At 71.0% G+C, this 3,534-nt stretch carries 2 protein-coding genes and 2 pseudogenes; all 4 read right to left on the bottom strand.

Annotated elements, in window-relative coordinates; genetic code table 11:
• Positions 1–336 (bottom strand): annotated as a pseudogene (locus ON38_RS25650) (hypothetical protein); the annotation flags it as partial.
• Between the two features lie 239 nt (positions 337–575).
• Positions 576–2,417, bottom strand: coding sequence for a hypothetical protein (locus ON38_RS25645; RefSeq protein ID WP_245564200.1), 1,842 nt, complete (start codon positions 2,415–2,417; stop codon positions 576–578).
• Between the two features lie 144 nt (positions 2,418–2,561).
• A complete protein-coding gene (locus ON38_RS25640; protein ID WP_039827583.1) occupies positions 2,562–2,750 on the bottom strand; it encodes a hypothetical protein in 189 nt (62 codons plus the stop codon).
• A gap of 112 nt (positions 2,751–2,862) precedes the next feature.
• Positions 2,863–3,534 (bottom strand): annotated as a pseudogene (locus ON38_RS25635) (diacylglycerol kinase); the annotation flags it as partial.

The following is a 3,534-nucleotide window of genomic DNA, read 5'->3' as shown; positions in this document are numbered from 1 at the left end:
GCCCGGCCGGTGCTCGGTGGCACCGGTTGTCATGGGCGCTTCCCGGCCGAGGGTGCTCGTGTCCTCCGAGAGCGGAGTCCGCGCCTCCGGGAGGGGGTGCTCCACAGGGGCGGAGGCTGCCGCGGGGGCCGGCGCGGACGAGGCGGCGGTACCGGCCGGCTCGACGTGCTTGGCGGCCGCCGCGTCCGCCTGCACCAGTAATGCGATCGTCTGCGCGCCACCGGCCGCGTCCCGCACGCCGCGGCGCATCGCCTCGCCGGCATGCCCTCCGACCGTGCCCAGTCTGGTGGCCAACTCTCCGGTGACGGAGTCCACGGATGCGCCGTCCTCGGTCATCGTCACCGCCTCACTTCACCATCGGGCCCGGTAGTGGCGGCCGCAGCCGCTGTACCGCGCACGAAACCTCATACCGCCGACGCGAATCGACTCGGCCTCTCGGCCGTGGGTCCGGACACCACACGACATCCGACACGTAACCACCGTTACTCCCCACCGCTACCACCGGGATTGGGAAGGCATATTCGCGCAGCGTATTTCACCCGCGGCACGCGGGCCACGAGCGCGCCGGGACCTCGCTACGAGTACGACGCGACTCCCACCGGGCCGGTACCCAGGCACACCACCGTTCCAGGGGTCGTGTTCCGGATGATCAATGCCGAGCCGCTGCCGACGATTCGCACATACACGGTGTTCAGTCCGGCCCGTACCGGCGCCTCGACCCGGTCACCGCGCTCGAGACCCACGCTGAGCATCGCGTCGCGATCCGCGAAATAATTGAGCTGGGCGGTCCACTCGTGCGCGAGCATCGGGCCGTCGAGGGGGACCCGGACCGACAGGTCTGCACCGGTCATACGGTAACCGCAGCCCGGTTCGGGACCGGGCCGGATCCCGCGGTTCCACCAGACTTGGGCGTCGGCGAGTTCACCGGAATCGGTGATCATGCGCAGGTGGTCGGTGGCGGCGGCGAAGGCGCCGGGCGGCGCGATCGACGAGAGCACCCGGCCGGCCTCGTTCTCGGGATAGGCCGTCGGATTGAGCACGTTCCACGGCACCTCCTGGGCGAGCAGAGGAGACCCGTCCCACCGCGCGAGTTCGGATTTCACCGTGGTCACATATGCTTTCGTCGGCCCTTCCGACCAGCTGCGAGTGAACGTGAAGGTGGACCAGAGGCTGCTCAGCGCGAACACCGCCACCAAGACGGTCGCCGGGACGGGCCCGCGCCACCGGCTGCTCCGCACGTCCTCCGGCGCGTGTCCACGCGGTGCTCCGCCCGGCGCACGGTCACGCGCGAATGCCCGCACGATCAGCGCGCCCGCGGCGGCGAGGACCACCGCCGCATCGGCCAGATAGCGCAGCGACATCATGAGCTCGTCGACGGTATTGGGCCCCGCCCGCATCAGGACCACCGGAATCTGCACCGCGGGTACGTAGGCCAGCGCCGCCACCCACACCGGCCAGACCACGCGCCGGGCTCGGACGGTCAGCAGTATCCCGGCGGCCAGCAGCGCCCACGCCGCCCAGACCGCCCAGCCCGGAGCGACCGCCCACGGCGCCGACGGCACCCACCGTTCCCAGCCCCACGGCCCGCCCAGCAGTGCGGTCACCACGCCGGCCCAGGCGGCGCGGGGCAGCATATGGGCCAGGTCGGCCGAGCCGCCCTCGCCGCTGGAGAGCCCGACCGCCGCCAGGTAGAACACCGCCCACAGCGCGAGGACCGCGGCGGCACCGGCCCACAACGCCGCACCGCGTCGCAGTACCTCCGGCACGGCCGGGCGGCGCCCGTCGACGTAACGCCGCAGCAATACCACGGCGAAGGCCACGAACGGCACCACGACCGCTTTTTCGAAGAACAGCAACCCCACCGTCGTGACCAGGACTCCCGAGATCGCGTATCGGCGGCGGCCGGTCCGGTCCAGCAGCACCGCGTCGCCCACCACCCAGGCGAGCGCGAACTGGAGCGGTAGAGCGTTCAGCGCCGCCGACCACCAGGCGAAGGCCGGCAGGGTCAGGGGCGAGAACAGGTAGAACGCCAGCGGGAGCAGCAATGCCAGGCGCCGCCCGACCAGCACCAGCAGCATGCGCAGCACCGCGAGCGAGGCCGCCAGCTGGCCGGCCAGCAGCACGGCCGCCGCCACTCCCCAGTTCAGCGGGGCGACGGCGGTGACCAGCCAGGACAGCGCGAACGCCAGCGGCATGAAATGGCCGTCGTGATCGTGCAGCAGCAGATCACCGGACAGCAGGGGCAGCGTCCCGGCCCGGCCCGCCAGGATCAGATCGTCCCAATAGAAGTATCCGTTCGCGGTCACCCACGCGCGGACCGCCGATTGCGCCGCGATCAACCCCGCCGCCGACCACAACACGACGACGCCGGGAGCCCGGAGCCGGCGCCACAGCGCGGCCCGTGCGCGCGCCGGCACGACCGCCCGGCTCCGGATAGACGTTCGCTCCGGTGTGAGTGCCGGAGCGGTTCCCATGTCGACCCACCCTACAAGCGACCCGGCCGGAGCACCGTGCGCACGGTGCTCCGGCCGGGTCGGCGACGCTTCTCCATGTGCGGCGTCCTATTTGTCGGCCTCGGCGCTCTGTTCGGCGTCCACGCCGAGGTCGTATTCGCTCAGGTCCACGGCATCGGTGCGTTCGTCCCCGATATCCAGCAATTGCGCCACGGCGTCGGAATCACCGTGCGCGGCCCGTTCGCGCAATTCGGTCAGGTTCGGCTCGCGATGGCCGGACCGTTCGGGCTCATACATACTGCGCACCTTCCCTGGATGTTCGGCGCCGAGCCAGCGGCTCGTACGCTCCGGAATCCGAGCTTAGGTGCGTTGCCGGATCGCCGCCGAATCCGCGGCGGGATCCCTGCGGTCAGCCGAGCGCGGTCAGCCCGGGCCCGGTGTACAACGGCAGGTCACCGGTGGTTCGGATACCCGGTTCGGCGGCCACCACGGCGGGTATGGCGTTGACCACCCGGCCCACACCGGCCAGGATCGCCGCGTAGTTGTGGTCACCGTGACGACTGGACGGACAGATGTCCACCGCGTACGAGGGTTCGCCGGTGATCTCCACCCGGTAGGAGCCGCCGGGCTGCGCGGGTCGCGCCCAGTCCGGCCGCAGATCGTCGCGCAGCCGGGTGATGTGCTCGACCACGATGGCGGCCCGGCCCGCCACATGCCCGGTGATCTCGAACCGCAGCGCGGCCTGTGTGCCCGCGGGCACCTCGCCCACCGCGACCCGGAAGCTTTCCGGGGCCGGCTCACGCTCGTAGGTCTCGGTGATCTCGTCGATCTGCACACCGAGCCCGGCCGCGAGCGCCCGCATCCCCGCACCCCACGCGATACCGAGCACACCCGGTTGCAGCAGCATCGGCGTCCGATCGAGGGGTGTGCCGAACCCCATCACATCGAACATGACCGTCGAGCCGTCATAGGTGGCATAGTCCGCCAGTTCCAGGCAGCGCACCTGTTCGATCTGCCGGCAGGTGGAAGCCAGTGCGAAAGGGATCAGGTCGTTGACGAATCCGGGGTGACCCGTTCGACG

The organism is Nocardia testacea NBRC 100365, assembly GCF_000308775.1.
GTDB classification, from domain to species: Bacteria; Actinomycetota; Actinomycetes; order Mycobacteriales; family Mycobacteriaceae; genus Nocardia; species Nocardia testacea.
The sequence above is the reverse complement of the archived record's forward strand: the minus strand, read 5'-3'. Positions and strand labels throughout refer to the sequence as shown.

What these genes read in the sequence shown, in the direction of transcription:
- ON38_RS25640 (WP_039827583.1), bottom strand. Translation starts at nt 2,750, where the DNA reads ATGTATGAGCCCGAACGGTCCGGCCATCGCGAGCCGAACCTGACCGAA.